This is a genomic window from Planococcus sp. CPCC 101016 (assembly GCF_007859295.1).
Lineage (GTDB): Bacteria > Bacillota > Bacilli > Bacillales_A > Planococcaceae > Planococcus.
Genome location: NZ_VOHB01000002.1, coordinates 1,915,564 through 1,939,773, shown reverse-complemented (window position 1 = coordinate 1,939,773; position 24,210 = coordinate 1,915,564). Strand labels below are relative to the sequence as shown.

At 43.4% G+C, this 24,210-nt stretch carries 28 protein-coding genes; 11 read left to right on the top strand and 17 right to left on the bottom strand.

The features are described from left to right. Positions 1 to 160 precede the first annotated feature (160 nt). Together FQV26_RS09150 and FQV26_RS09145 are read right to left on the bottom strand one after the other, a co-directional pair. Positions 161 to 451, bottom strand: coding sequence for a type II toxin-antitoxin system RelE family toxin (locus FQV26_RS09150; RefSeq protein ID WP_146557179.1), 291 nt, complete (start codon positions 449 to 451; stop codon positions 161 to 163). 3 nt (positions 452 to 454) lie between these two features. After that, on the bottom strand, positions 455 to 775 hold the full coding sequence (locus tag FQV26_RS09145) for a hypothetical protein (RefSeq protein WP_146557178.1): 321 nt from the start codon (positions 773 to 775) through the stop codon (positions 455 to 457). A gap of 254 nt (positions 776 to 1,029) precedes the next feature. Here FQV26_RS09145 and FQV26_RS09140 point away from each other — a divergent pair, with 254 nt between their 5' ends. Further along, positions 1,030 to 1,536 (top strand): DinB family protein, encoded by a 507-nt coding sequence (locus tag FQV26_RS09140; RefSeq protein WP_146557177.1) that lies wholly within the window; start codon positions 1,030 to 1,032, stop codon positions 1,534 to 1,536. 119 nt (positions 1,537 to 1,655) lie between these two features. Then, positions 1,656 to 2,030, top strand: a complete 375-nt coding sequence (locus tag FQV26_RS09135; RefSeq protein ID WP_146557176.1) for a YciI family protein — start codon at positions 1,656 to 1,658, stop codon at positions 2,028 to 2,030. 59 nt (positions 2,031 to 2,089) lie between these two features. Here the strand turns inward: FQV26_RS09135 and FQV26_RS09130 are convergent, their stop codons facing one another. Beyond that, positions 2,090 to 2,524 (bottom strand): YybH family protein, encoded by a 435-nt coding sequence (locus FQV26_RS09130; protein ID WP_146557175.1) that lies wholly within the window; start codon positions 2,522 to 2,524, stop codon positions 2,090 to 2,092. A gap of 449 nt (positions 2,525 to 2,973) precedes the next feature. Beyond that, positions 2,974 to 3,231, bottom strand: coding sequence for a hypothetical protein (locus tag FQV26_RS09125; RefSeq protein WP_146557174.1), 258 nt, complete (start codon positions 3,229 to 3,231; stop codon positions 2,974 to 2,976). A gap of 794 nt (positions 3,232 to 4,025) precedes the next feature. Here FQV26_RS09125 and FQV26_RS09120 point away from each other — a divergent pair. The 7 genes from FQV26_RS09120 (at position 4,026) to FQV26_RS09095 (ending at position 9,795) form a co-directional block, all read left to right on the top strand. Continuing rightward, complete coding sequence (locus FQV26_RS09120; protein WP_146557173.1) at positions 4,026 to 4,271, top strand: hypothetical protein; 246 nt, start codon at positions 4,026 to 4,028, stop codon at positions 4,269 to 4,271. A gap of 370 nt (positions 4,272 to 4,641) precedes the next feature. Next, a complete protein-coding gene (locus FQV26_RS19025; protein ID WP_261384294.1) occupies positions 4,642 to 4,893 on the top strand; it encodes a Fic family protein in 252 nt (83 codons plus the stop codon). An 86-nt stretch (positions 4,894 to 4,979) separates the two neighbouring features. Then, complete coding sequence (locus FQV26_RS19020) at positions 4,980 to 5,159, top strand: Fic family protein (protein ID WP_261384293.1); 180 nt, start codon at positions 4,980 to 4,982, stop codon at positions 5,157 to 5,159. Positions 5,160 to 5,557: 398 nt separating this feature from the next. Continuing rightward, positions 5,558 to 6,304, top strand: coding sequence for a TerC family protein (locus tag FQV26_RS09110; RefSeq protein ID WP_146557172.1), 747 nt, complete (start codon positions 5,558 to 5,560; stop codon positions 6,302 to 6,304). An 84-nt stretch (positions 6,305 to 6,388) separates the two neighbouring features. Further along, complete coding sequence (locus FQV26_RS09105; protein WP_146557171.1) at positions 6,389 to 7,747, top strand: phenylacetate--CoA ligase family protein; 1,359 nt, start codon at positions 6,389 to 6,391, stop codon at positions 7,745 to 7,747. Between the two features lie 42 nt (positions 7,748 to 7,789). Then, positions 7,790 to 8,059, top strand: coding sequence for a hypothetical protein (locus tag FQV26_RS09100; protein WP_146557170.1), 270 nt, complete (start codon positions 7,790 to 7,792; stop codon positions 8,057 to 8,059). 134 nt (positions 8,060 to 8,193) lie between these two features. Further along, on the top strand, positions 8,194 to 9,795 hold the full coding sequence (locus FQV26_RS09095) for a pyruvate oxidase (protein WP_146557169.1): 1,602 nt from the start codon (positions 8,194 to 8,196) through the stop codon (positions 9,793 to 9,795). Between the two features lie 100 nt (positions 9,796 to 9,895). Here the strand turns inward: FQV26_RS09095 and FQV26_RS09090 are convergent, their stop codons facing one another. From FQV26_RS09090 to FQV26_RS09080, 3 genes are all read right to left on the bottom strand, one after another. Then, positions 9,896 to 11,995 carry a sensor domain-containing protein gene (locus tag FQV26_RS09090; RefSeq protein WP_146557168.1) on the bottom strand — a complete coding sequence of 700 codons (2,100 nt, stop codon included), beginning with the start codon at positions 11,993 to 11,995 and terminating at the stop codon, positions 9,896 to 9,898. Between the two features lie 168 nt (positions 11,996 to 12,163). After that, positions 12,164 to 12,973: an AraC family transcriptional regulator gene (locus tag FQV26_RS09085; protein WP_261384292.1), complete on the bottom strand. Its 810-nt coding sequence runs from the start codon at positions 12,971 to 12,973 to the stop codon at positions 12,164 to 12,166. A 104-nt stretch (positions 12,974 to 13,077) separates the two neighbouring features. After that, the gene (locus FQV26_RS09080; RefSeq protein WP_397431019.1) at positions 13,078 to 13,641 is read right to left on the bottom strand and encodes a GNAT family N-acetyltransferase; all 564 of its coding nucleotides are present in this window, start codon (positions 13,639 to 13,641) and stop codon (positions 13,078 to 13,080) included. Between the two features lie 122 nt (positions 13,642 to 13,763). On the opposite strand from FQV26_RS09080, the gene FQV26_RS09075 reads away from it, so the two are divergent. Continuing rightward, entirely contained in the window at positions 13,764 to 14,150 is a 387-nt protein-coding gene (locus FQV26_RS09075; protein ID WP_146557166.1) for a VOC family protein, read from the top strand. A 1,198-nt stretch (positions 14,151 to 15,348) separates the two neighbouring features. Here the strand turns inward: FQV26_RS09075 and FQV26_RS09070 are convergent. The 7 genes from FQV26_RS09070 to FQV26_RS09040 all read right to left on the bottom strand — a co-directional run bounded on the left by FQV26_RS09070 (position 15,349) and on the right by FQV26_RS09040 (position 22,033). Then, positions 15,349 to 16,407 (bottom strand): MBL fold metallo-hydrolase, encoded by a 1,059-nt coding sequence (locus FQV26_RS09070; RefSeq protein ID WP_261384322.1) that lies wholly within the window; start codon positions 16,405 to 16,407, stop codon positions 15,349 to 15,351. A gap of 199 nt (positions 16,408 to 16,606) precedes the next feature. Further along, on the bottom strand, positions 16,607 to 16,954 hold the full coding sequence (locus FQV26_RS09065; RefSeq protein WP_146557164.1) for a type II toxin-antitoxin system PemK/MazF family toxin: 348 nt from the start codon (positions 16,952 to 16,954) through the stop codon (positions 16,607 to 16,609). 83 nt (positions 16,955 to 17,037) lie between these two features. After that, on the bottom strand, positions 17,038 to 17,319 hold the full coding sequence (locus FQV26_RS09060) for an AbrB/MazE/SpoVT family DNA-binding domain-containing protein (protein WP_146557163.1): 282 nt from the start codon (positions 17,317 to 17,319) through the stop codon (positions 17,038 to 17,040). 146 nt (positions 17,320 to 17,465) lie between these two features. After that, the gene (locus FQV26_RS09055; protein ID WP_146557792.1) at positions 17,466 to 19,469 is read right to left on the bottom strand and encodes an ABC1 kinase family protein; all 2,004 of its coding nucleotides are present in this window, start codon (positions 19,467 to 19,469) and stop codon (positions 17,466 to 17,468) included. A gap of 131 nt (positions 19,470 to 19,600) precedes the next feature. After that, a complete protein-coding gene (locus FQV26_RS18760; RefSeq protein ID WP_186759704.1) occupies positions 19,601 to 20,863 on the bottom strand; it encodes an MBL fold metallo-hydrolase in 1,263 nt (420 codons plus the stop codon). 245 nt (positions 20,864 to 21,108) lie between these two features. Continuing rightward, positions 21,109 to 21,564 (bottom strand): SRPBCC family protein, encoded by a 456-nt coding sequence (locus FQV26_RS09045; RefSeq protein ID WP_146557162.1) that lies wholly within the window; start codon positions 21,562 to 21,564, stop codon positions 21,109 to 21,111. A 16-nt stretch (positions 21,565 to 21,580) separates the two neighbouring features. Further along, positions 21,581 to 22,033: an SRPBCC family protein gene (locus tag FQV26_RS09040; RefSeq protein ID WP_146557161.1), complete on the bottom strand. Its 453-nt coding sequence runs from the start codon at positions 22,031 to 22,033 to the stop codon at positions 21,581 to 21,583. A 159-nt stretch (positions 22,034 to 22,192) separates the two neighbouring features. On the opposite strand from FQV26_RS09040, the gene FQV26_RS09035 reads away from it, so the two are divergent. Further along, positions 22,193 to 22,405, top strand: coding sequence for a hypothetical protein (locus tag FQV26_RS09035; RefSeq protein ID WP_261384291.1), 213 nt, complete (start codon positions 22,193 to 22,195; stop codon positions 22,403 to 22,405). Positions 22,406 to 22,439: 34 nt separating this feature from the next. Here FQV26_RS09035 and FQV26_RS09030 read toward each other — a convergent pair whose 3' ends face one another. From FQV26_RS09030 to FQV26_RS09020, 3 genes are all read right to left on the bottom strand, one after another. Then, entirely contained in the window at positions 22,440 to 23,027 is a 588-nt protein-coding gene (locus FQV26_RS09030; protein WP_146557159.1) for a histidine phosphatase family protein, read from the bottom strand. Positions 23,028 to 23,120: 93 nt separating this feature from the next. Then, the gene (locus FQV26_RS09025) at positions 23,121 to 23,498 is read right to left on the bottom strand and encodes a VOC family protein (protein WP_146557158.1); all 378 of its coding nucleotides are present in this window, start codon (positions 23,496 to 23,498) and stop codon (positions 23,121 to 23,123) included. A 171-nt stretch (positions 23,499 to 23,669) separates the two neighbouring features. Further along, a complete protein-coding gene (locus FQV26_RS09020) occupies positions 23,670 to 24,041 on the bottom strand; it encodes a nuclear transport factor 2 family protein (protein WP_146557157.1) in 372 nt (123 codons plus the stop codon). Positions 24,042 to 24,210 lie beyond the last annotated feature (169 nt).

The window sequence follows — 24,210 nt, the reverse complement described above, 5'->3', positions numbered from 1 at the left end:
GGTATCTATTCGTTTTCCATCTCATCAGAGTATCAGAGGTAGCGGCCATCAAACAAGAGAACGAATCGTTCTAATAAAAAAGAGTCCGGCAAAGCGAGCACTTTAGAAGTGCCGGTATGCCGGGCTCTTTTTGGTCGGAGAAACCTTTTCTTCTTTTCAGTTAGCTTATTAGATCTTCAGCCATTTGATAAATCTTTTCTTTATCGCGTTTCCCAATGGCCACAATCTGAATCACTTGAATGGTTCCCTCGACTTTTCTAAAAATGATCCGCAGGCCCATCTTCTTGTTTTTCAACTTATTGCATTGCGCCAAATTGCCATGAAGGGATTGGCCGGCTTCCATGCCCCTTAACTGGATCCGATTCAGCGCTTTATTGACAAAGATCTTTTGGCTGCCATCAAGCTGGTCATAATCTTCCTTTGAATACTGTGTCCATTCAAGCTGATACAACGATTATTCCCACCCGTCTTCTTCATCAATGACAGGGGATTCCGTTGCGATTGCACCGCGAACTTCCACATCTGAGAAAGTAGAGACATTTTCCGTCAGCAGCCGTTTTTCAGCCATCAAATCAGCCACCTGATCGTAAAGTTCTTCTATTTCTCGATTCAAGGACTCGTATTGTTTTTGAGTGAGCATCACACCTGCAACCTTTTCACGGTTGAAGACATACACCCCAGCAGCTTCTTGATCGGCCTTCTGAAAAGCTTCCATGGGTGACCGTTTGACATTCGAAATCGAAGTTGTGGGGATATCAAGTATTCTCATCGCCATTTCTATCCACTCCTTTAGGTTATGTCCATTATATACCTTTTAAAAGACTTTTAAAAGTTTTTTATTTCGTTTAGAAAATATTGAAATGCTTTATGTTTGTGAGACTTTTAGGTTTGTTTGGCCAAGTGTACTTTTACGAAAGCTTTATGTTTTTAGAATAAGACCTAAAAGCTTTCTCATTAATTATGGTACAATTATCATTGAAATAAAGTCTGAAAATTAAAACTTCAAAAATTGCTGATAGGAGGGAGTAAATGAGGGGAAAAGAAGTGCTTTTCATTTTTAAGAATGAGCTTAGCAAATACTCGTCACAACAGCTCCAGCATATTCCTAAAGAAGGAGTCTGGTCCATTGGGCAAATGTATGACCATATCATTCTAGTAGCGCATGAGTATCTCGATAATGTAGAAATATGTGCTGCATCAAATGAAAAGCAGCCTTTAGGTAAAACTTTGGCTGGCAAGAAATTATTTAAAGATGGTGGCTTCCCGCCAATAAAAATCAGACTTCCAGATGAAATGAATGCCTCGCCCAACAATTCAGATGACAGAGAAAAACTGGCGAAAAGAGTGGAAGAGGTAATTAAAAGGCTAGAGCATTGGGAAAGGGAAGTGGCTTCAATCAATCCGAATTATAAAGTTGAACACGGGGGATTCGGCTGGCTGAATGCAAAAGAATGGGTTGACTTAGTGGAGATGCATTCCCGTCATCACTTGCGCCAAAAAGAGGCGCTTGAAAGTTATTTGGAAAAGGAAATGTAGTTTATCGCGTATTGTTAAGCAAACTTTTTTGGAAATTGATTTTACGGATTTTGATTTTAGTCCCTTCGCTGAAATTTATAAAAACAAGGGGAAATACGTATCTCAAAGGAGGCTTGTAGATGAACTACTTGTGCTTGGGTTACTTGGATAAGGAAAAGATGAATGCATTGCCAAAGGAAGAAATTGATTCCATCATGATGGAATGTCAGCCTCATCTCGAGGAATTATCCAACAGTGGACATATGCTGGTAGATGCAGGTGTTGCACAAGAAGTGAAGAGCTTGCAGCGGGTTGGCGGGAAGATACAAGTTGGTGAAGGCCAACTAACCCGGTCGGATAAAATGATTGGAAGTGCGTTCATTTTAGAAGCCCGGAACATGGAAGAAGCAATCCGAGTGGCTTCTCTACATCCGACTGTCCAGGTCAGTTTAGGAGAACAGCTTGGCTGGGAAATTGAAATCCGCGCAATCGACTTCTTCAATATGAAAGACTAAAGGGATTGCACAGGCAATCCCTTTAGTCTATCTCAAGATTTTCATCGTCTGTTTCAGTGTCAATCAAAAATGCCTTTTCCCGTTTCAAAATCAATAGGCAACGAAGAATGTTCATGGACAATTGCCCATGAATCCGTCGCTTTTTTCAGTCCATAGGTGAACCGATTGGTTGTTTGTTGAAGCTGCACACCCGATTCTTCATGATATCCTGTATAAGTCACCGCGCAATGGACAAAAGCCAAGGTTGAAGTTTGTTCAATGACAACATCATCAAAAGTAACTTTAAGGAGAACGTTTCCTTCACGTAGGCCACTGAACCATCCGGATACATTCGCTTCCCATGAAGAAATTCCTTTACTTTCCCAGCTTTCCCAACAATCATAGATGTGGATTTCAGAAGCATAGAGGGACAATAATGTTTCGATATCTTTTTCTTGAATGGCGGTTCTGTATGTTTCAAGAACATCTTGCACGTCAGAAAAATTCTTCATCATGAATGTCTTCCCCTTTCCTGATTGCCATATAAAAAAATGTAATTCAGCTCTTATGAGTATCCAGTCTTAATTCGGGGTTCAGCTTGTTTTTCCTGCTTTGAAATTGCAGATCTATTTGTTGATACAAGAGGGGTAAATAGGTATCAGTTAATTTAAATAGAAGAGGAAGTAGTTTAGCAGGATATCGTTAAAGATGCAGCATCTATAAAACAACTGCTTGAACTATTCTTTTATCCTCGGAAAGAAGTAGAAGAAACCTGTTTATAAATAGTCTTGTTGCAGTTAATAAATTGAAGTTAAATGGATTTGTAATATGAATATAAGCATGCTTAAGGAATAGTAATGAAGCTAGGTAATCAGTTTACATATCATGGAGTTATCGGAACTGTTCACTGAACGTAAAAAGAATTGAGGAATGCAACTTTATTGATTGCATTCCTCAATTCTTTTTATTCGATCTTTTTGAGCATAAGTTCAATACCAGATAACCGTTGATTGAGTTCATCCATATTTTTCGTTTGTTCCTGCTGGAAAATATTATTTTGTCGATTTACCTCCAAACATTCTTCTAGTTGTTGTTTTATGCGACGAATTTTTAAAGCCAACACGATTAATATGATAATTATAGCTATACTCAAAAACGGAAGAGTGTAAGGAAGATAAAATCCTATAAGAATAAAGAACGTTTCAAGTTGATTGCTGATCATAACTTTCCATCCAATCTATTGATATTTTTACTGAGAAACAATTATTTTTCCTTACTTTTTAATGTTATTGTTTTTGATAAGTTAACCCTAATTGTTCATTTAAATTAAGAGTGAATGGGCGGGCTTAAAATATTTTATGGCATTGCCATCTCTAGAGACTTCAAGGTCTCTTTTAACTAAATTAAGGTTTTTAAGTATTGAAGGAGAAGATAGAGTAAGGGTCTGTTGATTACCGATTTTCTTGCAGGCTGACTGATATAATGCCGTTCCTCGTAGAAAATGCCCGTGTATAATTAGAAAGAGCTTCTACTACCTTCAACAGCTGTTGCTTGACATATAACTACATATTTATACGTGAGGACTTCAGTAATAAAGATACCAAAGGTGTAAATAAGTGTCAAATTAAACTCCTGATAAATAAGGTTTTTATATTAATAAGCCTAAATTTATATATATCTATATATTGGATTCTTAATCAAAATAATGAATAGATTGAAGTTTACATATGAGGGATTATCGGTAGCTGCATAAATAGAAGGGGAGAGAAGTTGCATTTTGACTAGCATCTACTCTCCCTTTCTGTCTGAAAAAGTGTACTTTTGCGAACGGTTCATCAAAGACTTATCACATCAAAGATAAAATTTTCCGTAACTAAAGGCAATCTGTTCAAGGGCATTTAACGAATCCGGTTAGGAAGGATATTCCAGTAATTCTATAGAATCTATTTCTAAAGTTCCTTTTTAAAAAAGCTAGTTAGATTAAGTTATGGACATTTTCGTAGGGAGGGAATCATAATGAAGAAAAACACAAGAAATATATTAGGAGATTTATCAATAATTGCAGCCATAACAAGTATGATTTTCTTCTTTTTACCTATAGATGATGAAATAGATGCAATGATAATTGGTTTAATTTCGTTATTAGGGATAGGGTTTGCTTTAGGATCTAAAGAAATGTGGTATGTCCTTATTGGAACTCTATCAAATATTGCAATGTTAGGAATGGCATATCTTTTATTAATTGGAACAGAGTTTAGTTAACTCTAATATAGAATCATTATGAGAGCAGCAATAATGGCAAACAATCATCCTACCGTTATACCTTTAAAGATGATAAAACTGCAAATACTTATCAGTAAGCTGAGAAGTACAGAGAAAGGGAAGAGAACCATGTATATCGGTTAGCTTCCTAACTGAGCTTTTAATTGTTCGCAAAATACTTATTTAACGAACATATAAAATAGACGTCCAATAAAAATAAAGACTATTACGCTATTTAGCTTCAATACTACTGAAATCAAATGGTAATTCCTTAAATTTCTTAAAAAGCAGTTGTTACAAGTGAGCCAGTTTAATCGCATCGACAAATTAAAAACAATTAAATCAACACCGACCTCTTCCGGCTGCGGCTGTGAAGAACCTCCGCGACGTGTATCGTGTGGAATGGACGTATAATTCGAATGCCATCGAAGGAAATACCTTATCGCTGATTGAAACCAAAGTAGTCATGGAAGATGGCTTAACAATTGGTGGTAAACGGCTACAGGAGCATTTCGATGTCCTCAATCACGCAGAAGCCATCAGCTTTATTGAGGAGCAGGTCAGTCAAACTGAGCCTTTGGATGATCGCACCCTAAAGACGATCCATCACTTGATCTTATAAAACGTCGAAGATGAAAATCTGGGTAGGTATCTCTCAATCAACGTGAGAATCTCTGGCAGACTAAATAAACCGCCTCATTTTTTCAGATGCCGAATGAAATAGAGGAGCTCTTCACCTTTTATGACCTAAAGAAAAATCGTCTGTATCCTTTGGAGCTAACCGCATTATTCTATTTTAAATTCATTTATATTCACCCATTCATAGTTGGCAATAGACAGACTGCGAGATTATTAATATCAAAATATACAGCATTTGACTTACTATGAAAAGTAGGAAATGGCGAGCATTTAAGGCGACATGCAGCCTCTCACCATAAAACATGAATAAGTACTATTCAATTTTAAAATCAACATAATTCCTTTCAAAAACAACCGTTTTCAGTTTAATAAGCATGGCAATGGTGGTATAAACTTAGTAAAGAGCTGAATACCAACAAGCAATTTCCTTTTACGAAAAGAATCCTACAGGTTTGGACAGATGCCACCTATATGCTTGCCCCTCAGACAAGGGGGAGTAGCTGGAGGGGAATCCCTCTTTCACAATCGTCAGGACATGATGAGCTCATCATCGGTTGTGATAGCAGATACGAACGCTCAGCGAGACCTTTGCCTATTCATTTAGGCATGGGTCTTTTTTGTTTGATGTTAAAAGGAGGAGAAAGGCAATGGACGTGTTGATGCTTCAATATGCATGGGTGTTGCTGGTACTAGTTGGTTTGGAAGGATTGCTTGCGGCGGATAATGCGGTGGTCATGGCGGTGATGGTCAAGCATTTGCCAAAAGCGCAGCAAAAAAAGGCCTTGTTTTACGGATTGTCGGTTGCGTTCCTGTTCCGGTTTCTGGCGCTTTTTGCCATTACGCTGTTGGTCAATATTTGGCAGATTCAAGCACTTGGCGCGCTGTATTTGCTGTTTATCGCAGCCAAGCACTTGTATGACCAACAAGCCCACCAAAATTTATTAGAAAATCAGCCTCGCAGCCGTTCCGGTTTTTGGACTACTGTATTGAAAATCGAAGTCGCCGACATCGCGTTTGCGGTAGACTCGATGCTTGCAGCGGTAGCGCTTGCGATGACGCTCCCACATTGGGGAGACTTCGAAGTTGGCGGCATCAATGGTGGCCAATTTTCGGTGATGATTGCGGGCGGCTTGATTGGTGTGGTGATTATGCGTTTTGCGGCCCATAAGTTTGTCCGTCTGTTGGAACGCTATCCGCAACTCGAGACCGCCGCTTTTATCGTAGTGGGGTGGGTCGGTGTCAAATTGGGCGTCTTGACCTTGTCCCATGAGAAAATTGGAATACTGCCGCATGATTTTCCTCATTCCTTGCCGTGGACCCTTGTGTTCTGGTCGGTCATGATCGGCATTGTCGCAGTCGGTGCAGCCATCGGAATCAAGCAGAAAGTCAGTTAATATTTCATGCTGAAAAGCCGCTCTGCCGTCCTGCCGTGGTAAACTGGTCGTAACAAATTCCTCCCTTTTGAAAGGAGAAGCAGCATGAGACAGCTGGGACTTGTCAATGCGTTGCGCATCACCCATAAAGCGCGGAAACTGGACCGCGACCAACTGTTGTACCTTCAGCAGCAGCGCCTCACGCGTTTGGTGCAGCACGCCAAGCAGCACAGTCCGTATTTCAGCGAACGGTTCAAGCCTATCAGCGGGCCGTTCGAAATAACGGATTTGCCCGTTACTCACAAGACGGAGCTGATGGAACATTTCAATGACTGGCTCACCGACCGCTCCGTATCGAAACAACAGGTCGAGCGCTTTATGGAAACTCCTGAAAACATTGGACGGAAATTGAATGGCCGTTACCTGGTCCATACGACGTCAGGGTCTACGGGGCATCCCGCTATCATTTTGTATGACAAAACCACCATGAATGTGGTATCGGCCATTGCCCTATTGCGCGGCGTTGCAAAGCGTGAGGACTTTCAAGCCTTCTTGAAAAGCGGGAAACGGACCGCGGGGCTTTTCGTCGATGGCGGCTTTTACCTGGGCAATGGCACGGTCCGCTACAACCAGCGGCGCATGCCGTGGAAGAAAAATCAGGTGATCATCGATGTGCGTCAAGACACAGAAGACATCGTCCGGCAACTGAACGCTTTTCAACCGGCTCTCCTCGGCGGCTATCCGACCGCACTTGAACTGTTGCTGCCCGAACAGCAGAACGGCAACTTGACGATTGCACCGGTGCTGATCATGGCAGGTGGTGAACACTTAAGTGCTGAACTGCGTACGCAGCTGAGGGAAGCTTTCGGCTGCACTATCCAATCCACCTACGCCTGCACAGAAGCCGGAACTATCGCCTGTGAATGCCGAGAAGGGCGCTACCATATCCATGAAGACTGTCTGATCGTCGAGGCGGTAGACAGGAACTTCCGGCCAGTCGCTGACGGAGAACCCGCAGATCAGCTGTTGATCACCAATTTATTCAATTACTCGCAGCCTTTTATCCGTTACGTACTGACCGACCGCGCGACTATTCACGATGAGCCTTGTCCGTGCGGCAAAGCGAGTCGGTGGATTGAACCGGAAGGGCGTACCGATGACATTTTGTGTTTTTCAGGAGGCCGTAAAGTGACGCCGCTCGCTGTGCAATCCATTATCTCAAAAGTCGAAGGAATCGAACGGTTTCAACTCATTCAGCAAAATGAAACCACACTGGAATTGCGGCTGCAGGCACCATTTCCTGAAGACGCCTTTCAAACAGCGGAACACAGCCTCCAGTCCTTTTTTCGCGGCCATGGCATTGAGGCGCAAATCTATCTGTCCGACAAAGCGCCGCAGGTTCATCCGAAAAGCGGGAAGTTCAAGCACATTTACACGAGTCCTACACAGCTCCCGTTGGAGTAGGCAAATGAGACCTTTGACTGTTGAGAATGGGGAGGGACGCATATGAGGAAGTTCTTTGGTTCATTGCTTGGCGGCCTATTGATTGGGCTTCCGTTGGCATTTTGGTGGATCGGTTATGAAGGCATCACTTATAGTCAAATGAACGTTGCGGGTGTCGAAGAAGTCATTGTTCACGAGATGGATTTCGACTTTGTTTTCTACAGTTCCCTGTTGGTGGTGGCCATCGCCGTTATCATTTACCTCATCTGGAACTTTATTAATAAAAAGCGCGAAGAACGGTTTTTGCGTGAATACCAGAACAATTCCAAATAAGCAAAAGAGCTCATTTAATGCCAAGCGGCAACTACGGGCTCTTTTTATTGAAATTCGAACGTTTAACATTAATTCCCTGGAGGTATGAGCTAGAGATAAGGGTTGTACTTAGACAATAGAAAGTAGGGATGTCCATGTTTGACAAGACAGCAGGAAGCTATGTTATCGAATTGCTGAAGGAGTGGGAAGTCGACCATATTTATGGAATGCCGGGCGACTCCATCAATGAATTTATGGAAGAGCTGCGAAAAGAAGAGAAGCTCCGGTTTATCCAAATCCGCCACGAGGAAACGGGGGCGCTTGCAGCGTCCGCTTATTCAAAATTGACCGGAAAGATCGGCGTTTGTTTATCCATTGCGGGTCCTGGAGCGGTTCATTTGCAAAACGGCCTGTATGACGCACAGAAAGACAAAACGCCGGTACTGGCGATTGTCGGACAAGTCAGCAGTGACTTGGTCGGCACGGACAGTTTCCAGGAACTGAAGCTGGAGTCGCTGTTCGAAGAAGTCGCCGTCTACAACCGCCGCGTACAGAACGCGGAACAATTGCCGGATATGCTGAATCAGGCGATCCGGACGGCCTATGCCGAAAAAGGGCCGGCGGTGCTGATTGTTTCAGACGATCTGTTCAGCACGAAAATCAAACGCGACAAAGCGCTGACGTCATCGGCCTATGCCAAACCTAATATCCGGGCAGCGGAAGAAGACCTGCAGGACGCGCTGAAATTGCTGCAGGCATCAAAAAAACCGGTGATTTTAGCAGGCAAAGGAGCAACAGGCGGAAGTGCCGAAGTACTGGCCTTTGCAGAAAAGTTGAAAGCGCCGCTGATTGCTTCATTTCCTGCCAAAGGCATCATCCCAGACGATCATCCGCATAACTTGGGGCAATTGGGCCAACTCGGAACTGAGCCCTCGGAACAGGCCATGAAAGAAGCCGACTTGTTGATTCTTGCAGGCACCGCGTTCCCATACCGCGAGTACTTGCCGGATAATGTGCCGGCCATTCAGATTGATGTGGACCCGAAAGTGATTGGCAAATATTACCCGGTACTGGTTGGCATTGTCGGAGAACTGGCACCTGCTGCTGCTTGGCTGACCGCAAATCTCGGCGAGAAGGAAGAGGATTTCCTCTTGAAGTACCAACAAAAACGGACCGAGTGGCACAACACCCTGCAAGACGACATGAACAAAGAAACGGAATACTTGCAGCCGCAGCAAGTCATTGCGGAAGTGCAGACCATTTTGGAACGCAATGCGGTCGTCTCGCTCGATGTTGGCAGTGTGACGCTTTGGGCGGCTCGTTATCTTCAGCTGACCCAGCAGCAGCTCGTCGTTTCTGCCTGGCTTGCCACTATGGGCTGCGGCCTTCCGGGAGCAATTGCCGGGAAATTGGCCTATCCGGACAAACAGGTCGTGTCGCTGCTTGGCGACGGGGGATTCTCGATGGGGATGCAAGACTTTGTGACAGCCGTCAAATACGATCTGCCGATGATTCTCGTCGTGTTCAACAACCAGAAAATCCAGCTGATCGAACACGAACAAGAGGAAATGGGGAATAAAGCGACCGAAACAGATTTGGGGAACATCGATTTCGCGGCATTTGCCCGTGCCTGCGGTGGAGAAGGATATACTGCGAAAAATCGGACTGAACTGCAGGAAGCGCTGGCTCAAGCGAAGACAAGCCGAAAGCCAGTGGTAATTGATGCTTATGTAGAAGACAGTGCGCCGCCATCTTGATCAAAAATGATATACGAAAAAGCAGCCGGTAAAAAACCGGCTGCTTTTATTGCGTTGCTTCTTAATCCACTGATGTAAATCGAAAATGGATAATTTCTGCTCATCCTGAGTTGGTGTTTTTTGTGAATAGAAGATCTAAGTCGTGCTTGTCTGCAGGGAGCGGGCGGCTAAAATAATAGCCTTGCCCTTCGTCGCAGTTTTCCGATTGCAGAAAAGCCAATTGAATTTCGTCTTCAATGCCTTCAGCGACTACGGTCATGTTCAGCTGATGCGCCAGTGAAATGATCGTAGCGGTGATCGCTTTGCCGTTTTGCTCGTTGCTGATGTCTTCGACAAAACTGCGGTCGATCTTCACGCGGTCAAAAGCGAATTGCCGCAAGTAACTAAGGGAAGTATAACCTGTCCCAAAGTCATCAATGGACAAGGAAACGCCCAGTTTATTTAAGTGGTGCAAACTGTCTTTTAAGGCGTCTGTGTCTTCTAACAAGATGCTCTCTGTCACTTCCAGTTCCAGCCACTTCGCTTCCAGTCCAGTTTCACCAAGGACTGTTTCGACGGTCTGAATGAAATTTGGCTGCTGGAGCTGGATCGTTGAGATATTGACGCAAATTTTTATAGGCAGGTAGCCTGCGTCCTGCCAGGCTTTATTTTGCCTGCAGGCGGTCTCTAGCACCCAGCGGCCGATTGGAACAATTTGTCCGCTTGCTTCTGAAATGGGAATAAATTGATCCGGCGGCACCATGCCCAGTTCCGGGTGGTTCCAGCGAATCAAGGCTTCCATGGCACTGAGTCTGCCGCTTTTCAAATCGGTGATGGGCTGGTAATGCAGCGCCAGTTGCTGATTTGAAATGGCTGATTTTAATTCCCGCTCAATGTTCATTTTATAGGCGGCTTGTTGATCGAGTTCTTGTGAGTAGACGGTATAGGCATGTATTTTGTATTTCTTTGTGCAATACATGGCTGCATCCGCTTTCTTGATCAAGCTATCGACCGTTTCCTGTGCTCCACTGCTAAAAGCGATGCCCATGCTGACAGACGTCGTGAGGGAGTGGTCAAGAACTTCAAAAGGCGTAGTCAGTGAATCAATTAGCTGGCCCGCCAGCTGAAAAACCTGTTCTTGGTCCATGTCCGGTAAAAGGACCGCAAATTCATCTCCTGCAAATCTTCCTACGGTACCTGTCCCATCCACCATGTCTACTAAACGCTCTGCGATCTTTTTCAGCAACTCGTCGCCGAAATGATGGCCGAGTGAATCATTGATGAATTTAAAGCGATTTAAATCCATGTACAGCACAGCGGGTTGATTGATGATCTGTCCCGTCCGTTCAATTACTTGCTTTAACCGGTCTTCGAATAATTTGCGGTTTGGCAAGCGGGTCAACGGGTCAAAAAATACCAGCTCTTCCATCATTTTTTTATGTTTGATTTTATCGGTGATGTCTTTTGCGATTCCCCATGTGCCGACGATGTTGCCGCCTGACTTCATCGGGAAGTTATTGACCAGCAAGTTTCGTTGTTTGCCGTCTTTTCGGGTAATCGCCAGTTCATAGGTTTTCGCCATGCCGCGTATAGCGTCATCGAAATTCAAAAGCGCGGTATTCAAGTCTTCTGAAACAATCAATGGAGTAAAAGACAGTTGCAGCAATTCGTCAATTGAATAGCCGGTGAGTTCTTCACAGCCTGGATTGGCGCTTTGGAAATGGCCTTCAAGATCGAACGTGAACACGGCATCAGGGTTATAGTCGAAAAGAGAGTGAAGCCGCTCTTCGTTTTCCTTCAACTGCTGGCTTGCTTCAATCTCTGCTGTTATATCAATGACGGTTCCAAAAAGGACGTTTTTCCCTTGCCACAATTTTTTGGTCGAATGGATTTCCACGTAGCGCATTTCTCCATTTTTCCGGTACACACGGACGCGGTAGCGCGCACGGGAATCCAGGATATTGTACTCTTTCTCAATTCGTTGCTGGACAGTGGCCAGATCTTCTGGGTGAATCATGTTTTTGAAAGTGACTTCACCCGTTAACAATTCTTCTTCGCTGTATCCCGTCAGCTGACAAAAATACTGGTTTACGTAGCCGTACTGCCAGCCATTCAATATATACATGCTAACATGTGCCTCGTGGACCATGGCATTGAACAGTTCTTTATAAGGCATTTCTTCAGGATTTTTTCCCTTGTGTGTGTAATAATCATTCGTCATTTTATCGAGTCTCCCTGAAAATTGGACATGTATGATGTGAAATCTTCTGAGTTCCTGCTGGGCAGCTAACAGCAGATTCACTCGTAAAAATGGTTTCTTATTATATATGTTAAAGGATTATGCGTACTAATACCATTTATTTTTTAAATTAACAAAAATCCCTTTATTTCAAAATTTTACCTTTCTTTGATGAGCGAGACGATAATGCCGCGGGGTGAGGCCGGACGCTTTTTTAAATGCGGCTTGAAACTGAGTATCGCTTTTGTAGCCGACAGTTGCGGCAATCGAATTTACGGAAGTATCGGTAGTTGCCAGCAGCTGCTTCGCTGCATCCAAGCGGCAGGATATGATGTACTGAAGTGGACTGATGCCGCTATATTCTTTAAAGAGGCGGGCGAGCTGGTATTTATCTAAAGCAAACCGGTCAGCGATGGAATCGAGCGTAAGTGTAATCGGATAATTTTCCTCTATGTAATGTTCAATTTCCCGGACTGTCTTTTCGAAGTTCGGGTAAGCGGAGAAGTTGTCGCTGTATAAGGAGCGGCTTAAAAGTCTGAATATCAATCCGATTAAATAATGCGTCATTTGTGTGGAATCGTCCTTGGGCTGCGTTGTTTCCTGATAGAGCCGAACCAGCAAGCTCTCCAATCCTTTAGGATCTTCGATTGGGAAGACAGGTGGCAATGCTAAGGGGAGCGCTTCTGCAAACGACAACCGGTACCCGCTTTGCTGTTCAAGAGCTGGGTACCATTGCTTGTGCCATCTGCCGGCTTGGATAGTCATAGCAGTACCAGAAGGGGCTTTAGTGGGTTTACCCTCGCTGGTGCACTGGACGGTTCCTTCCAGCACCAGCAGCAATTCCACAGTATCGGGATGGCGATGGAGCGGCTGTTGCAGAGATTGTCCGGATGGAATCAGGAAGGGCTGTATCGCATGAAAATCAAAAGAGTCGGTGATGAGTTCAGTGGCTTTGGTCAAATGAATCGCTCATTTCTGCTTTTCTATTAGTTTAACAAGAATTAATAAGAATTTCTGTATAATACCGCTAAATAACTTGTTAAGGATTAATTTTAAACCAAGAATTAATAACTTATCTTTTTGAACGTTGTTTTAGTGCTGCGAAAGTTCAAGTAATCTTCTTTAAGTACCGCCATAAGAATTTCATCAGAATAGGCATCGTTCATATACAGCGATTGTCTCAAGGTTCCTTCTTTTTTGAATCCTGCTTTCTCGTATGCTTTTATGCCGCGTATATTGTGGGAATAAACCTCTAATTCTAAGCGATTCAACTGGAGATCCTTGAAAACAAAACCTTGCGCTAATTGAACGGCTTCGGTGCCGTACCCTTTGTTTAGGATTTTCTGGTTATGCAACGAGATCCTGAAGCCGGCTTTTTTATTGTCTTGATTGATGTCCACTATGGCTAAATCACCGATTATTTCTTCAGTCGCCAGCAAACAGACAGCAAAATCATAGCGGCTTGGATCTTTGCTGAACCGTTCGTAGCTTTTGATGATTTCGTCGCGTGTAAAAGAGTGGCGAGTACCTGTCATATATAAAATCTCTTCGTCCTGACAGGATTGATGCATGCTTTCCATATCGGCATCTTTAATTGAGCGTAAATAGACAATGAGGAGTGGAGACAGGTACTTTCAGTATGAATATTCTGATAATTGAATTAGAATAAAAAGTGAAAATGATGGGGAAAATTGGATGTCTATAAGGAGAAACTGCAAGTAAATCAATAGGAGAAAGCAGGTGCGCACGGATGAAAGAGCTATGGATCAATTTACCGGTCAAGGACTTGAACCGGTCAAGTGAGTTTTTCGACAAGATCGGAGTAACGGTTATGGAGCGGGACGACAACAACAACGAAATGGTGGGATTGGTTGTAGGTCAACACCAGGTGCATGTCATGTTGGTGTTAGAGGAACGGTTCAAACGCTTTACGCGAAATGAACTCATGGATGCGGATCAATCGACAGAAGCGTTGTTTTCAATTTCAGTTGAGACGAGAGATGAACTTGATGAGATCATCGGCAAAGTAAAACAAGCAGGCGGATTCGTATTTGCCGAACCCGCAGAACAAAGCGGATACTACGGTGCAGGATTTGCAGATTTGGACGGACACCGTTGGAATTTGCTGGTGATGTAATAAACAAGAGTTAAAACGCAGAAATCAGATGGCCATGAACACTTCAGGCAATCTGTCCGTAAGTAATGGTAATTGGATTCGGAAAACAAATCTTGCTGAAGAATTCTTGTCTGATCGAAAATCATTCAGCATTCGAATCCAGCAATGAAGTTGCAATGATGCACAGAAATGCAGTGAAATCAGTCAAAAGATGAAAATTCAAGAAACCGGCCAAAATCGCTGATTTCAAGCAAAAAATCGATTTCGTCTCACTGTACTAAGTATACTTATTAGATGAAACACTACTTCCGATAATTTATATTATGTAAACTAAAGTTTATTTTAAACCCAAGATGCTTAATTTCCCCTCATCTTCTATTGCTAATTACTGCACACTTTATTTATCTATATATCTCTTACTCAATAAACGAATGTTTCACTCTTCAACGAGCTTTCGTTTCCTACTGTGCTGTTCTGCTGAGTTAATTATAATTCTGGCTGCTTATAATTCTGAAAAACGATCACTTGATTGTAGCATCTTAAAAAGCTTTAAATCCGTCTTCAACATAAAAAAGCTTATCAGTTCAGTTAGACAAATTTTTTCCGTTTTGAAAACTCTTTACGCTAACTTTCTTCAGTAGTGCTTAAACCGTAAGAAATTTGACGATACCATCTTTGACTGCTTTTTACTTTTTCAAACCCTACTCCAAATAAATGCTCTTTCAGAACATATAAACTAAACTGAAGTGTGATGCCTTACTTCAGTAGCCAGTAACGCTCTTTTTACTTCACCGGCAAGCAATTTAATCCGTAACAAAAGGAGCAGCTTTAACGAGCCGCTCCTTTCTCTCTTGTAACTGTCTTTCTCGATATTGCTGCTACATCCTGAATCATTTAAGATCAAATGGCAACCAACAAATAAATGGCCAAATCATATCGGCTACCTTGTATGTGTAGTAGCTGTTGGGAATAAGAAAGTAAATCAACAAAACCAAACTCCAACGCGATGTAAATCCCAATAATTAATATGCGATTCTCCTTTGCGCGGAACAAAGCCATCTACACGCGATATAAATTATCAGAATGTTCTATACTTACTATCATCATATAGCCTTCTACTTCGTATATAGGGTCTTTACACAGTCTGGTTCATTCGGAATTTTTCTTTATTCCTTATTCCACGGAAAATCTTTTACAGCCGCTTTCAAAACACGAGAACTTACTTCCACCACGACGAAGCAGGAGCGGGAAAACTTCCGTCCAGTGGTACCGTTTCACCAATCCGTGGAGCGATCAGGTTCACGTCCTGCTCTTTTGCAGCTTTGGACGCCCGTTCTATCGGCTCTGTCCAGCTATGTCGTGCAAGTGTAAAAGCTCCCCAGTGTGTTAACATCATCTGATTGCCTTGCAAATCAATAGTTGCCTGCACGGAATCTTCCGGAACCATATGGGAATCAGGCCAGCGTTCATCATATTGGCCGCCCTCTATTAATGCGATATCAAAAGGTCCGTATTTATCGCCGATCTCTTTAAAATGGGCACCGTAGCTGCCGTCGCCGCTGGTAAAGAAACGGGTTTGCTCCCCGAGAATGATCCAACCGCCCCAAAGAGTCGAGTTTCGATTCAATGGCCCTCTACCAGAAAAGTGATTGGCCGGTGTTAGGGCGATGGTTAACCCTTGGAATTCTGTCTCATCCCACCAATTAAGCTCGGTAATGTGATCTTTTTCCACTCCCCAGCGCACCAGGTGATTGGCTACGCCGTAAGGAACAAAGAAATGGCCGACCTTGCTTTTCAGTTTCTTAATGGATTGGTAATCCAAATGGTCGTAATGATCATGCGTGATGAAGACCGCATCAATAGCAGGCATATCGTCTATCCTGTCCAGCATGTCTTCGCTGTAGCGTTTAGGCCCAATAAAAGAAACGGGTGACGCTCTTGGCCCGAGCATGGGATCAATCAGGATTTTCTTGTCATCCAGACTCAGTAAAAATGCGGAATGGCCAAACCAGGTCAAACTATCTCCTTTACTATTAATTTTATCCCAGTCCAGTTCAGAAACGGCAAGTTCTCCGGAAGGTCTGCTTTCTCCTTCTAGTGAATCCGTTTCTTCGAATGACGAGCTAGTGGTGCTGCTTTCCATGTCTGATGACGGATTGATAAATTTCCCGTCCTCGTAATTCGCAAAGGTTCTGTATAACTCTTGTTGCTCCTCACTGGGGTTGCCGCCAAAACTCGGGTGTAGAGTCAAAAACAATAAAAGAGCAATTGCCAGCATCGTAAGCAGCGCCAGTGAATACACCAAGAATTTCTTTAAAATCCGCCTCTTTCTTTTTGGCGGTGTCTGCCCTTTCTTTCTCTCTAAACCAAAGGGTTCTTTGCTATTCGACATTTGATCACTCGCCTTAAAATTTATTCTTAGAAATAAACTGTTTTCCATAAAGGTGCAAAAACACTAGATTGGACACCACTTCTTTTCATCCAATATACGTAATCGCATCGATAATAGCTTTACACTCTTCAATAAGCTCCGGATCAGCTTCGTCTGTTAATCTTGCAGCTCTCGCCGATGGATCAATCGCTTTTATCTTTTCGCAGAGGATATATCCAGTAGTTCTATTATTCTTGGTTCTGCCATTGACCGGCACATGAGTTGGATACCCTTTGTCTGTGTTCGTAATTGGCAAAGCCCAAATCAAATCAGTTTCTTTATGTACATTTTCTTCCGAGACAACAATAGCAGGCCGATAACCTTGCTGTTCGTGTCCTATAGCTGGGGACATGTCAACCTTTATGATGTCGCCGACTTTAAAGTAGTGGGTCATTTCTATTCCTCCAGTTGAATAATGCCTGTACTTATCCATTGGAGGAAGGAGTACAGGCAAAAGTCTTTAATCTTATTATCAGGTTACCATTCTTCTTTTCCAATGGGCTCTGCTTCATCCCATAAGGCTTCCGTCTCAGGTTTCTCGCCCTTATAACCAACAAATAACTTCTGGAACGGGGTTAATTTGCTTTTTCGTACCAATGAAATACGATTAGGTTCAATCACAACATCTAATAGAGTATCCTCAGCTTCATCAAATCCAGCTTCCTCTAAGATATCTTTTGTCAGGCGAACCGCCTTGCTGTTGCCCCAGTTTTGTAGTTTAGCTTCCCGATAACTAACTTTCTGCTTAATTTGCGGCATATGAATCAGCTCCTCAAAATGCTTTTTGTAATTTAAGTATATACGTCGTATCTACATTGAGCAAGTATTAACAGGCGGCGGCTGCATTCAAAATAAAGAGGGATAAAAACAGAAGAGATCATGTCCCTGTCAGGACATGATCTCTTCTACGTAGTGCTTCGTTTCATATCACGTATCGCCTGAATGGACAAACGAACCAGCAAGATGACACACAGAAACAGTCCGGTATAGGCTGCCGTATTCAAGTAGACGGCATACTGCGTATTGATGAATTGGGCAATCGCCAACAAGGCAGCTGATATCAATCCGAAAGTGATGCCTGAAAAAAGCAGAACGAATCGCGAGAACAGCTGAAGGACAAAGTTGGCATTGTGCTTATCCGAGAAAACATCGTGATGCAAGATCACTTTGCCGCCTTCGATGCGTTGAATCAGCTGGTCTGCACGTTTTGGCAATTTCATCAGTTCCGGAATCAGCAAGGCCAATTCTTCTTCGATTTTCTGTTTGGTTTCACGCGGTTCCGTAAACGGTTTTTTCAAAACGGCGGTCTTGTACTTTTTCGCAAATACTTTGGCTTCTGTGAACATATCAAACTTCGGATCAATGGTATGGAGTGTACTGTCCAAACTAATCAGTGACCGAAGTGCCATGCCGACAGATGGATAGAACGACAAACCGAATTCGCGGACAATATCAAACATGGAGTGAATCAGTTCTTCTGTCGGAATCTTATCGACGTACGAAATCTTCAGCAGCAATTGACCAATCGCCTGTTGGAGCTTTTGGCGTTCAATTTGATGATTGTCCTCCACCAACGCGTTAATGGCATCGTAGATTACCTCTGCGTCGTTTTGCTGGACGCCGATGATGAACAGGTTCAATCCGTCTTGCTGAGGAGCGGCGAGGCGTCCCACTGCACCGAAATCGAGAAGAATCGGCTTGCCATCTCGTTCATCAATGAAAATATTGCCGGGATGCGGGTCTGCATGAAAAATACCTGAAAACAGCATCTGTTCGAAAAAGGAAAACAGCACCGTCCGTCCGAACTCTTTTTGATCGATGTTGAATTGGTCAAAAACTGCCTGTCCTTTCGAAATGCTTTTTCCTTTAAAGTACTGCATGACAATCAGGTTATCGTTGCTGTATTCCCGGTACACATGAGGAATCTTGACTGGATAATCGCTTTTCTTCAAAGCGTTGGCGACTTGAATGGTGTTGCGGGTCTCGATTCCAAAATTGATTTCTTCCCGCAGTCCATTGGCAAAACCGATGGCCAGTTCGCGGAAGCCGATGTTCTCAGCCCATTTTGACTTGCTGGCGACCCAGTCGGCAAATTCGACGAGAATGTCCAGATCGTTACGCATGATGCCTTTGACTTCCGGACGCAGCAATTTGACTACCACGTCTTCCTGCGTTTTTCTCAGCACAGCCTGATGGACTTGGCCAATAGAGCCAGCGGCCAATGGTTCCATATTGAATTCAGAGAAGACGTCTTCTACGCTTGCGGATAAGGAATTTCTTAAAATCGTGGTGACTTGTGTACTCGTCAGGGGTTTCACGTCCTGCTGCAATGTTTCCAACTCTTCAATAAATACGGGGGAAAACAGCTCTGTCCGCGTGGAAAGGACCTGTCCGAACTTGATGAAAATCCCCCCGCTTTGTTCCAATGTATCCCGAAAAGCGATAGCGAAGTCCCGGTTGCTTTCCCGGTGGCGTGCATAGCGGATGGTGCGGGAAAATCCGTTCCGAACAGCAATTTCCAGCACTTGGCTCAGGCGTTTCTGGCGCCGCCAACGATGCCGCAAGCGTTGGATGATGAATTTTTGGCCAGTGATGCGTTCTCCCCGTTCCCCAAGTTCGATCGGATCGAACAACTCAAAGAATAGATAGAACAGCATCGAAATCAGCAGCATACTGCCGATCCAGATGATAGCGCTAGCGTCCGTAACGGCAAAGACAATGTTTTCACTTAAGAAATCCGTATAGCGCAAATAGGAGTACCAGTAGACGAACGTCGTTAAACTGACCCCTAACAAAACTGAAAGAATTCTTTTGGTGAAATTGACTTTCGATCCCATCAAGCGCCCACTCACGTAATAAATGAATAAAGCCACCACCAGTAATTCAAGTAACATAACGAAATAGATCATCACGGAAGGCATTCTCCTCTCTTCGCCAATCCTTCACCAGCAATAGGCGGGCTCTGTGTCTTCAGTATACCAAAACTCTGTTTGATATTCTTAAAGCATTCAGTAGCAAAACAATGAGGTCTACTACCTCCTTAAGGGTTGAATTCAGAAGGCACAGGAATTTTTTGGAGCAACTCAAGCAAGCCAACTGGATAAAGAGTCGTTTCATGCCGTGCTAACTCCTCCAGACTGACCCATAGCGCACGAGTCTTGTTGCCTGCTTCCGTGACGACGAAGCTAGGCTGATCATAAAGGGCGCTATCTTCAAATTCCACTTCGTAAATGAGCGTAATTTCATGAAAGGTCTGCTGCTTTAAGGTGAATATATTTTCCAACACATCCAAATAGCGAACAATACAAATACCTGCACCGATCTCCTCTTTAAACTCCCTCTTTAATGAAACAGCGGAGCGTTCTCCGAGTTCGATTGTTCCGCCTAGAGGCCGGTAGAAAGGTCCGTCTCCCCCTGAATGGGCAACAAATTGCTGTTCCAGCAGAAATGCATCGCCTTTTCGCAGAATGCCTAACGTATTGGCCCGTGGCTGTAAATGCCGACTTCTTTTTTTCTCGTAATCCGAAACGACCGATGTCACGATGTGAAGGGTATCCCATTCCCCTTCCGAGAATTGAATAATCGGGTAGGATTTCTGAAAAAGCATATGGTCGATTTCTTTAGGGGTGTGGCCTTCTTTATAAAGCTCAAGAATTTGTTGCTGCAGGGTTTCCAGAAAAAGCAGCTTTGCTTCCAACAAGGAGCGGCCATTTTCCAAATATCCTGCATGACTGCAAAATACTGATCGGAACGGCAAAGCCAATAACGAACGCAGCGATGCCGCAATGAGCGCTGCCGATTCGCTTTTCATCATGACCCGTGTTTTGGGCGAAACAAATAAATCCCCGATGAATAGCCGTCCCGAATCTGCATGGAACAAAGCGACATGGTCATCAGCATGCCCGGGTGTATGGATAACTTGCCATTCAAGCGTCCGAGAGCGAATGCGGTCGCCAAGTGGCTGTGCATCGAATGCTGCTCGATTTCCCCATGTAAGTTTCCGGTAATCTGGGTATACCCCATTCTCTTTGATTTGAGGAAGACCGATTGGATGAATATAGAAAGGAACCGGTTTATGCTGCTGAATCCATGCCGCATTTCCAGTATGGTCTTCATGATGATGCGTTAAAACTACTTGATCAAATGACTGTTCATCAAAAAAGCCAATCAATTCTTTCTGCAGCTTTTCAGCTCCTGTATCGATCAGCATACCGTCTACTAAAAAGACAAAAACCTTGCTGCGGGTTTGTTCAGGTACCCCTTCAACACAAAGTACATGTTCTTTTTCATAAACTTTGATCATCATCCCATCCCCCTCTCAATTTACAAAAATCTTTAACCCACTTTTCTTTATGATACAAATGATGTAATCAGCTGTCACGAAAAGCTAGGATAAAGCTTTTTCTTTGTACGATTTTATTAGAGATTTTTTCTTTCTTGTTGACGCTTTTGTTTTTTTGATAAAACCTTAAGTAGTTTATTACATAGTAAACAAAAAAACATAGTAGGCCGAACTTGCTAAAGAATCGGATCCTCAAATGCTAATATTTATGATCCTTCCTCTGCCGACTTCGCTACTCGTGCCATTAATTCTTCTGCTTCTTGTCTGCTGCTGTTCTGCGGATCGATCTTTAACAATGTCCTGCCGAGCAGATTAACCCCTGTATTGCTGCCGCTGTAGACAAATAGAGTTTGTCTGTCATCCAGTTTTGTCAATCCAAAACTAAGCGTTATCCGGAATAACCCAGCTGCTACAAAACCGATGTCTTTTTGCTTTCGTTCTGGCTGATCCTCATAAGCGGTGATTTCCATGACATAGCTGACCAAACGGTTGCCAAAGCGATTGCGCTGGATGTATTTTGAACCAACATGATTCGGCGGCCCTTCGACTAATTCGTGTTGTTCCAACCCAGGCATAATGGATTGCAGCTGTTCATCTGAAAACAACGCCCATACCTTTTCAATAGGTGCTGCGATTATCCTCCGCTCATTCCACTCGGTCATCTCTCCCGCTCCCTTCTCAAAGCTTCATGGATTCATCTCTTACCCGATCCATGAAAGTTTGTATGGTCTGCTGTCGACTCCGATTGCTGCCTGACAGCAACATCGTTTTCCCCATCAGCCCTTTGCCTTTGTTGAAACCTTCATAAATGAATTTCGTCCGGTTTTCTCCTTCTCGCAGCAGCGTGAAGGAATAAAACACGTTAAAGAGCTGCCCCATGTCAAATTGAGTTTGTTTAAGTTTTTTTTCTGGCAAATCTTCATAGCCCACGGTCTCAACAATATAGGTTTGCAGCTGATTCGCTTCGTGATAACTCTGCGCATGTTTAGCACCGAGTTGATTGTCCTCATTTTCAACTAGTAGATGCTCTTCTACTTTTGGCATTAATTTTTTGATGTTCTCGTCACGGAATAAACTCCATACCTTTTCAATTTCCGCGTCAATAATCATTTCTTCTTTCCATTTAACCATTAGTGCCCCTCCTTTTACATTCGCTTTCTGTCATTATCCCATTCGCACATTCAAAATTCACGTTCCTTTACTTCAATTGAACCAGTGGGCAAATTACACCTTATTGCTTAGCACACCTCCAATTTGTCTCTACTTGAATTAATCGGCATCAGCTCTATAATGGAAGAGGAACGGAGTGATAAAGTGAAGACCGCCACCATATTAATATTATTCATACTTGCCATGCAATTGATCACAGCAGCAAATGCCCTTATTTTCAATGGCGTGCTGAATGATCTTGTCTTTTGGTTCAATTCAGCTTTATTCATGGGAGCTATGGCGTTTTATGTTTACCGGATGGATAAAGACAAAACAGCAGCTGGAAAAAAATAAAAGCAGCAAGACGAATGCCGTCTTGCTGCTTTTGCTATCGTTGGCTGACTGATTTTTCAAGGTGGCTGACTTGGTTGTAATTCCGGATAATCCAATTATCTTTATCGAAAAAGATGTGGCTAAGGCAAGCATTCAACAACCGGGTTTTTCCGGAGCCAATTTCCCCATCCGACAGCTCACCGAGTATGGCATTAATGACGCCGCCGTGTGACACCAATAAAACGCGCTGCTCGGGGTAGCGGTCATTGATGATTTTCAGTCCGGTTGCCAAGCGTTCAGCGAACAAAGCGTTATCTTCTTGATTCGGATAATGCCTGTCCGGATACGTCAGCGCTCGTTCTTCGTAGGTAAGCCCTTCTGCGTCCCCGAAATGTTTTTCCGCAAACTCTTCCATTTCCAGCAGAGGCAACTCCAGACTCTCGTTGATGATTTCAGCGGTCCGGCGAGCGCGCTGCAGCGGGCTCGTAATGATCAAGTCCCATTCAGAGGCGATTAAGTGCGCACCGCATTGTGCTGCCTGTTGAATACCTGCTTCGTTTAAAGGAATATCGGTTTTCCCTTGAATTTTCCCTTGTGCATTCCAATCCGTTTCCCCATGGCGAATCAAACATACGATGGTCATCGTTAGTCACCCCCCTATTCCTAATTGATATTTTTTTATTTTACCACAAAAAGACAGACGGCTCACTCGTAAAAACTTGCAGGCCTAAAGCATTCAATAAGTCGACAGTTCAAGCAAATTGCCATCCGGATCGCGGATATAGACAGATTCCAGTTCCCCTTTAGCTCCTGTCCGTTTGACCGGCCCTTGTTCGATTGGTATATGCCGTGATGCTAAATGTTCCACCACTAACGGAATCGGGGTATCCGTTATAAAACAAAGGTCTCCGCTCCCTGCAGTGGGAGCTAATGCTTTTGGTTCAAATTCCTTACCTATTTCGTGTAGATTGATCTTTTGATGACCAAATGCCAGTGCGGTCCTTCCTTCGCCGAAATGCACCACTTCAATTCCCAATACTTCCTCATAAAAATTGCAGCTTTTTTCAATCGAAGCCACAGTTAACACTAAATGATCCAAACCTTGAATTTTCATAGAGACACTCCTTTTTTCATTTTTATTTGTGTACCCTGTTTTTTCAGTTAATTGCTGTTTTTTGAACTTTTTTAAGTTAACCTTATGTAACAAATTACATTTATTAGTTTAAAGACCTTTTCATCCATTGTCTAACCATTGAAAAACCCCCGTTTCTCACGGAGGTTTCTTCTATTCTTTCAGTTCAATGGAAAAAGTAGTCACTTCCTTGATTTTTCCTTCGTCGTCATCATCCAATGCATAAAAATCGCTGTAAGCATAAATTTTGGGTGCATCTCCTGCGCCTTTCCGGATCATTCGGCCTTTCAATGCCGCTTCCCTGCCGTTGGTTAAGGAAAGCTCAATCGTGTAATCCATATCCGTGTAGCCCTCGTTCATACCGCATGCCACGTCGAGAAAGGCTTGTTTTCCCACAATTGGTTCTGAACCGACAATGGTCCAAACTACGTCTTCGGTAATGTTATCTTCAATAAATTGTCGGTTTCCCTGAAAGAAAGCATCATTGAATTGACGAAAAAAATCTGTATTTTTAGCCGTTTTCATAACCAGCCGCTCCTCCCGGTCCTTCTATCCTGTTTCATCCTGCTTAAAACCATGTGTTTTCATAAAAATCGATATTTAATGTTTTTTTCATAATTAGCCTATTTTAAATACACCAAATAACAGAGCGATTGAATTCTACTTGGCATATTGCTGATGCTGCCGTTCACCT

Bases quoted from the DNA above. Each gene is read 5' to 3' on its own strand.
- FQV26_RS09025 (WP_146557158.1), bottom strand. From the start codon at position 23,498: ATGAAAATTCAAGGTTTGGATCATTTAGTGTTAACTGTGGCTTCGATT.
- FQV26_RS09105 (WP_146557171.1), top strand. From the start codon at position 6,389: ATGAGACAGCTGGGACTTGTCAATGCGTTGCGCATCACCCATAAAGCG.
- FQV26_RS09090 (WP_146557168.1), bottom strand. From the start codon at position 11,995: ATGACGAATGATTATTACACACACAAGGGAAAAAATCCTGAAGAAATG.
- FQV26_RS09035 (WP_261384291.1), top strand. From the start codon at position 22,193: ATGGAAGAGGAACGGAGTGATAAAGTGAAGACCGCCACCATATTAATA.
- FQV26_RS09075 (WP_146557166.1), top strand. From the start codon at position 13,764: ATGAAAGAGCTATGGATCAATTTACCGGTCAAGGACTTGAACCGGTCA.
- FQV26_RS09135 (WP_146557176.1), top strand. From the start codon at position 1,656: ATGAACTACTTGTGCTTGGGTTACTTGGATAAGGAAAAGATGAATGCA.
- FQV26_RS09120 (WP_146557173.1), top strand. From the start codon at position 4,026: ATGAAGAAAAACACAAGAAATATATTAGGAGATTTATCAATAATTGCA.
- FQV26_RS09110 (WP_146557172.1), top strand. From the start codon at position 5,558: ATGGACGTGTTGATGCTTCAATATGCATGGGTGTTGCTGGTACTAGTT.
- FQV26_RS09140 (WP_146557177.1), top strand. From the start codon at position 1,030: ATGAGGGGAAAAGAAGTGCTTTTCATTTTTAAGAATGAGCTTAGCAAA.
- FQV26_RS18760 (WP_186759704.1), bottom strand. From the start codon at position 20,863: ATGATCAAAGTTTATGAAAAAGAACATGTACTTTGTGTTGAAGGGGTA.
- FQV26_RS09070 (WP_261384322.1), bottom strand. From the start codon at position 16,407: ATGCTGGCAATTGCTCTTTTATTGTTTTTGACTCTACACCCGAGTTTT.
- FQV26_RS09130 (WP_146557175.1), bottom strand. From the start codon at position 2,524: ATGATGAAGAATTTTTCTGACGTGCAAGATGTTCTTGAAACATACAGA.
- FQV26_RS09030 (WP_146557159.1), bottom strand. From the start codon at position 23,027: ATGACCATCGTATGTTTGATTCGCCATGGGGAAACGGATTGGAATGCA.
- FQV26_RS09040 (WP_146557161.1), bottom strand. From the start codon at position 22,033: ATGGTTAAATGGAAAGAAGAAATGATTATTGACGCGGAAATTGAAAAG.
- FQV26_RS09100 (WP_146557170.1), top strand. From the start codon at position 7,790: ATGAGGAAGTTCTTTGGTTCATTGCTTGGCGGCCTATTGATTGGGCTT.
- FQV26_RS09060 (WP_146557163.1), bottom strand. From the start codon at position 17,319: ATGCCGCAAATTAAGCAGAAAGTTAGTTATCGGGAAGCTAAACTACAA.
- FQV26_RS09045 (WP_146557162.1), bottom strand. From the start codon at position 21,564: ATGACCGAGTGGAATGAGCGGAGGATAATCGCAGCACCTATTGAAAAG.
- FQV26_RS19020 (WP_261384293.1), top strand. From the start codon at position 4,980: ATGCCGAATGAAATAGAGGAGCTCTTCACCTTTTATGACCTAAAGAAA.
- FQV26_RS09020 (WP_146557157.1), bottom strand. From the start codon at position 24,041: ATGAAAACGGCTAAAAATACAGATTTTTTTCGTCAATTCAATGATGCT.
- FQV26_RS09125 (WP_146557174.1), bottom strand. From the start codon at position 3,231: ATGATCAGCAATCAACTTGAAACGTTCTTTATTCTTATAGGATTTTAT.
- FQV26_RS09145 (WP_146557178.1), bottom strand. From the start codon at position 775: ATGGCGATGAGAATACTTGATATCCCCACAACTTCGATTTCGAATGTC.
- FQV26_RS09055 (WP_146557792.1), bottom strand. From the start codon at position 19,469: ATGATCTATTTCGTTATGTTACTTGAATTACTGGTGGTGGCTTTATTC.
- FQV26_RS09095 (WP_146557169.1), top strand. From the start codon at position 8,194: ATGTTTGACAAGACAGCAGGAAGCTATGTTATCGAATTGCTGAAGGAG.
- FQV26_RS09065 (WP_146557164.1), bottom strand. From the start codon at position 16,954: ATGACCCACTACTTTAAAGTCGGCGACATCATAAAGGTTGACATGTCC.